5 protein-coding genes and 1 tRNA gene are annotated in these 5,423 nt (G+C 68.7%); 3 read left to right on the top strand and 3 right to left on the bottom strand.

The window, feature by feature from the left end:
- Together AOK24_RS26915 and AOK24_RS26910 are read right to left on the bottom strand one after the other, a co-directional pair.
- Positions 1 to 972: serine/threonine-protein kinase (locus AOK24_RS26915; RefSeq protein ID WP_055722648.1), on the bottom strand; the 972-nt coding region annotated here is incomplete at its 3' end.
- 245 nt (positions 973 to 1,217) lie between these two features.
- Complete coding sequence (locus AOK24_RS26910) at positions 1,218 to 1,766, bottom strand: helix-turn-helix domain-containing protein (RefSeq protein WP_010353434.1); 549 nt, start codon at positions 1,764 to 1,766, stop codon at positions 1,218 to 1,220.
- A gap of 179 nt (positions 1,767 to 1,945) precedes the next feature.
- Here AOK24_RS26910 and AOK24_RS26905 point away from each other — a divergent pair.
- From AOK24_RS26905 to AOK24_RS26895, 3 genes are all read left to right on the top strand, one after another.
- Positions 1,946 to 2,018, top strand: a tRNA-Ala gene (locus AOK24_RS26905).
- A 265-nt stretch (positions 2,019 to 2,283) separates the two neighbouring features.
- A complete protein-coding gene (locus tag AOK24_RS26900; protein ID WP_055722647.1) occupies positions 2,284 to 4,134 on the top strand; it encodes a tyrosine-type recombinase/integrase in 1,851 nt (616 codons plus the stop codon).
- A 181-nt stretch (positions 4,135 to 4,315) separates the two neighbouring features.
- A complete protein-coding gene (locus AOK24_RS26895; protein ID WP_159051994.1) occupies positions 4,316 to 5,005 on the top strand; it encodes a hypothetical protein in 690 nt (229 codons plus the stop codon).
- A gap of 21 nt (positions 5,006 to 5,026) precedes the next feature.
- Here the strand turns inward: AOK24_RS26895 and AOK24_RS26890 are convergent.
- Positions 5,027 to 5,423 (bottom strand): hypothetical protein (locus AOK24_RS26890; RefSeq protein WP_055722645.1); only part of this gene is annotated, 397 nt, incomplete at its 5' end.

Genomic DNA, 5,423 nt, shown 5'->3' with positions numbered 1-5,423 from the left:
GTCGTAGCCCTCGTAGCTCTTCTGGCGGGGTTCGCCGTACGACTGGCCGGTGTACGACGGGCCCGTGCCCGTTCCTGTCATGTTCAGGGCTGTCGATGTGGGGCCCTCGGGGGTGAAGCCCTTGGGGAGGGGGCCCAGTTGGTCGAAGATCTCGATGGACTCGTCGTCCGGGGTGGGGGTGAGGAGTTCTGTGGCCGTCAGGAGGGCCTTGCGGGCGCCTGTGGCGGTGCGGAAGCGGGACGTGGGGTCCGGCTGGAGCAGCGAGGCTATGACCTGCCAGAGGGGCTCGGGGATGCCCTTGGGGGCGCCCGGGGTGCCGTGCTCGGCGAAGTGCTGGATGAGGGCCTTGGCGTCCGGCTTCGTACCCTCCAGGAGGTACAGGGCTACGAGTCCTACGGCGAACAGGTCGGCCGGGAAGTCCGGGTCGGCGCCCAGGAGTTGCTCGGGGGCGATGTAGCCCGGGGTGCCGACGACGAGGTTCGTGTCGGTGAGGCGCGGCTCGCCCAGGCGCATCGAGATGCCGAAGTCGGACAGGCGCAGGCGCGGGCGCGCCGTACCCGTCGCCTCCAGGAGGATGTTCGCCGGTTTGATGTCGCGGTGGACGACGCCCTCGGCGTGGACGGCGGCGAGGCCGGCCAGCAGCTGGTCGACCAGGACGCAGACGAACGGCGGCGGGAGGGGGCCGTAGTCGCCGATCAGGTGGACCAGGGAGCCGCCCGAGACCAGGTCCATCGTGAAGAGGACCTTGTCGTCGTCGGCGGCCCAGCTCGCCGGGGCGAGGACGTTCGGGTGGTCGATGCGCAGCGCCTGCTCGCGGACGAACCTCAGCAGGGAGTGGGCGTCGCTCTGCTGGAGGACCTTGGCGGCGACGTACCGTCTGCGGCGGTGGTCCCAGGCGCGCCAGACCGCGCCGACCCCGCCGCGGCCGATCGGGTCGACGAGTTCGTAGCGTCCGGCGAAGACCTCACCCATGCTGTGCACCCATGCTGTGTGGCGCTCCTCCCCCTGCGGTTGCCCCGTGGCTCGCTGTGCCGTCACTCCTTTTTACGTCGTGTCCGCGCCCCGCTCAGGGTTTCGCCCGGGGTTTTCTCCGGGTTGTGTCCTGCGGTGGTTCGGGTCCCCCGTGATTTGCTGCTGTTCGCCCTCGATGAGGGTGTTTCCCCCGTGGAACCGGCCGGGCCCGTTCGCCGAACCCCCTTCGGCGCGCGGGCCGTCGGTCAGTTCTGGTGGGACTGGTAGTGCGTCACCGCGTCCGACGTGCGGCCCGCGCCGTAGACCCGGAGGAACTCGGCGAGTTCCGGGTGGGTCGGGGCGAGGGTGTCCGCCGCGTCGATGATGTCGCCGGCGGCGGCGACCGAGCGCAGCAGGGACTGGATCTCCCGGACCACGCGCTTGACGGTGGGAGCACCTGAACTGCTCGTCGTCTGCGTGGTGTTGCTGAGCACGGAGCCTCCCTGCGAACGCTTGATCTCGTCCATCCGCTGGGTCGCCTCGGCGGCGCTGACGCTGCCGTCCGCGACCTGGGCGGCGAGATCTTGCAGCAGCTGTACGCGCTGCACGACCGCCGGGTTGCCGATCTTCGCGCGCTGTCCGCTCATCAGTTGGGACAGCATCGGGGCGGAGAGCCCCAACACCCCTGCGAGACGAGCCTGGTTGAGACCAAGATCGTCGATGAGCTTGCGGAAGAGCGCCCCCAGCGGCTCTCCGTACCAGTTCCGCTGGAGCTCCCGCGCTCTCGCGGTCGCTTCCTGTTGTGCGGCGTCCATTCGCGTCTCCCCATCGCTTCCCCAGAAAACCGCGGTTCGCTGTAGCGAACCACGTCCGAGCATCTTACGGAGAGTGGTCGGTCGCGGGGACCCCCCATCTTTTTGCGGGATCAGGGGGGTGACCCGGTAGTCTGGTCCTCGACGTCCCCCGGTGCGTGGTTGGTGGTGGGGGTGTCTTCGGGGCCTTAGCTCAGTTGGTAGAGCGCCGTCTTTGCATGGCGGATGTCAGGGGTTCGACTCCCCTAGGCTCCACATCTTTGAACCCCCTTTGACCTGCGGAAACGTTGGTCAGAGGGGGTCTTTTCCATCTTCGTGTCCGCACCGTGTACGCACCGACGGCCGATTCCCGTTGATCGGGGCTTTGCAGCGCTCGTGGCCCGGAACTGGCTTCGTGGGGCAGGGCGCCCGGTCTGGTCTCCGTCGTCGTGGTGCTGGGCCCGGTTCACGGAACGAGGCTGGTCAGGGTGCCGTCGCTCTTATGTGATCTCTTCCCGAGCCCCTGCCTAGCGTCCGCGCCATGGCCTTCATCAGAAACCGAGAGCACGCCAATGGCGACATCTCCTACGTCGTTTGTTGGAGAGCGGGTGGTGCTCGTGGCGGGAAGAACGAGTCCGAGATCTTCAGCGATCCCGATGCCGCTAGGAAGTTCAAGGACCTGGTGAACGGGTTCGGGCAGCAGTGGCCGCCGGGGTGGATACGGGGGCAGGGGTTCGTCGCCGATCTGCGGTCGGCGGAGGAGATGTTCGAGCCGTTCGCCCTGAAGCAGATCGGCTTGTTGACGGGGGTCCAGGGGGATACGCGGGCGAAGTACCGGCGGCTGGTCGAGCAGAACATGTCGCCGTGGTTCAAGAACTGCTCGGTGCGCGACGGGGAGGGCGGGATCAGCCGGGAGATGGTCCAGCAGTGGGTCAACGACCTCGCGGCCGGGAAAGCCGCGCCGCTCGATCCGGCGGACCACCGGCCTCGTACGAAGTACAAGCCGAAGACGATCGGCAACCAGCACGGGTTGCTCCACACGATCCTCCAGGCCGCCGTGGACGCCGAGCCGCAGCTCCGGGCGACCAACCCGTGTGCTTTTACGCGGCTTCCGCGTCTGGACGGTGAGCAGGTCGAGGAGGAGATGGTCTTCCTCGAACGGGAGGAGTACCGGTGGATCTACGAGTGCATGGCCGAGGACGCGAAGGATCTGGCCGACACGCTCGCGGAGACCGGGGTGCGGTGGGGTGAGGGGACCGCGCTTCAGCCCCGCGATCTGCGGCGCCGTAACGGGCGGCCTGCTCTGCGGGTTCAGCGGGCGTGGAAGCGGGACGAGGACGGGAAGCCGTATCTCGGGGCGCCGAAGACGAAGAGGAGCCGGCGCACGATCGTGATCACCTGGAAGCTCGATGCGATGCTGCGGCGGCGGGCGAAGGGGAAGGCACCGGATGATCTGCTGTTCACGGGGCCGGAGGGCGGGCGGTGGGACGCGGGGACGTTCCGGCGGCTTCGGTGGGTGCCCGCGATCGAGCTGGCGGCCGAGAAGTTCGGGCTCATCAAGCGGCCTCGCATTCACGACCTGCGGCACTCCCACGCTGCGTGGCTGATCGCGGCGAGGGTGCCGTTGCCCGCGATCCAGGCCCGGCTGGGACACGAGTCCATCACCACCACCGTGGACCGGTACGGACATCTCCTCGACGCCCTCGACGATGAGGTCATGGCCGCCGTCGCGTGGGCCATGGACCCCACGGCGCCGCTGCCGGGGTTCCTCGCACAGACCGGACTCGCCGGCGCGGGAAGTTGGCTTCCTCCGCTGCCGCAGCGCGAGGGCGCCATGCCGCCCGCTTGGGAGACCGACGACGATGCGCCGTCGGTCCCGGAGGGACCTGTTTTCGTCGTCACGCTCGACGGCCGCGAGGTCCCCTTTGCCGACCGGGACCATGCGCAGCAGGTCGCGGACCAGTGGAACGACGACCATGCCGGTGAACTGGAGGCGCTCCGCGCTGATGGCTGGCCCGAGGCGAAGATCGTCCGGCGAGGAGCGACTGGGCCTGAGGAGCGTCCTCGGTGGGACGGTGGCGGGTCCGTGTGGGCGCGAGTTCCGGACCGGCAGTTCGTCCACTGCGCCATGGCTTCGTACAACGCGGACGGCTCGCCGGCGTTCGCGCCATTTCCCATGACGGGGCGGTGGACGTGGGAGTTCGAGGCCGACAGCTACACCGCGAAGGCGGCGGAGTACCGGATCGAGCGCCGGCCTCGCGGGACGATCGAGACGCAGGTCCGCGGAGTCAGTGAGGAAGCCGTCGCGGCGTCGTCCTTGGTGGCGCGGGCGGAGGTACTCAAGATCTGCTCGCAGGGACCGAGTGCCGAGCCAGGGGGCTCCGGGAGGTAGTAGTACGTGAGGCGCCTCTCACTCAGACGAGTGGGAGGCGCCCTTCGTATGAAGACCGTGTCTCTGGCGCTGCTGTCATCGTGACGTGCCTCTTGCCTACCGTGGCCCTTGCCTCGGCACCCTTCTCGTCATGCTCGGCGCTGGGGCGGTTTCAGTCGGCACAGTGCCTTCAGTCATCCGAATGGGTGACCTGTGGGCGGGAACCAGACGGGCCGCCGACAGCATCCCGACGCACATGGAAGCTCTGCTTGGCGCGATGTTCGGCGCCGTCGTCTCCGTGATGCTCGTATTCCTCACGTCATGGGACGGAGACCGGCGAAAGCGCCGCGAGGAGGAGCGCAAAGCGGTTGCGGACGATCGGGCAGCGCTGGAGGCGGCGCTAGATGAATTCGTCGCAGCGGTATTGGCAGTCGAGGTCGAGGGCAACGCCCACGACTATCTGTGGGGTGGCTGGCGGGCAAAGTCGGTCGTAGCCTTCCACGCGCTCGTCCAGGGAGGGGCCGCCTATTACGGGTCCGGCGCCGCTGGCTTTGGCCGGAAGGGGATGACGGCGAGTCTCATGGCCGCGTACGGCGCGGCCTCCGACGTGATTCGCCGCTGGGACAGCGAGAGCACGGTGTCCGCCGTGCGGCTAGCGGCCCCGCTCGCCCGTCTCGGAGCGTCTCTACCCCCGCTACTCCGTCGTTCCGAACCTGGCATCGCGGAAGCCGCACAGGAGGCGTTCAACGCGGCCTCCGCGCACAAGGACACGGACCGGACGGACCGGGCCCTCTCGGCGCTCTACCAGGCGTTCGTCGCGCTTCCCGCCCCGGCCGTCCGGCGACGGCGATTTCTGCGTCGGCGGACGGTTGCGGGCAGCGCCCTCAACTGACTCGTACGGGCTGCCGAAGCATCACGCTGTGGTCTCTGTGCCCATGTGGAAGAGGACTGCGGCGGCTCTGTGGAGGCTGTCCGCCAGGGTTCGGGCGTCGTTGCGTGCTTCGCCGAGGTGCTTCAGTGCTTCGGCGGTCGCGTTGTCCGGGGAGGTGGCGTCGTCCATGCGGATCAGGCCCTTGGCCAGGTGGTGGCGGATCGCGGTGGACAGGTGGTCGAGGGTTTCCGGGAGGCGGTCGATCATCTGCGTGAGGGGCTGGGCGACCTCGCTGACGTGCGGTGGGTAGGGGAGCGCCGTCGGGGTGGAGAGGGCGTGGTTGATGTTCCGTATCGCTGCTGCGGCGTCGGTGGCGAGTCTGGCGGCGGACCTCTCCGACGGGCTGGCGTTGTCCAGGGCCTGGCTCTGATACACATCT

Source organism: Streptomyces niveiscabiei (assembly GCF_001419795.1).
Lineage (GTDB): Bacteria > Actinomycetota > Actinomycetes > Streptomycetales > Streptomycetaceae > Streptomyces > Streptomyces niveiscabiei.
The sequence above is the reverse complement of the archived record's forward strand: the minus strand, read 5'-3'. Positions and strand labels throughout refer to the sequence as shown.

Bases quoted from the DNA above. Each gene is read 5' to 3' on its own strand.
- AOK24_RS26910 (WP_010353434.1), bottom strand. From the start codon at position 1,766: ATGGACGCCGCACAACAGGAAGCGACCGCGAGAGCGCGGGAGCTCCAG.
- AOK24_RS26900 (WP_055722647.1), top strand. From the start codon at position 2,284: ATGGCCTTCATCAGAAACCGAGAGCACGCCAATGGCGACATCTCCTAC.
- AOK24_RS26895 (WP_159051994.1), top strand. From the start codon at position 4,316: ATGGGTGACCTGTGGGCGGGAACCAGACGGGCCGCCGACAGCATCCCG.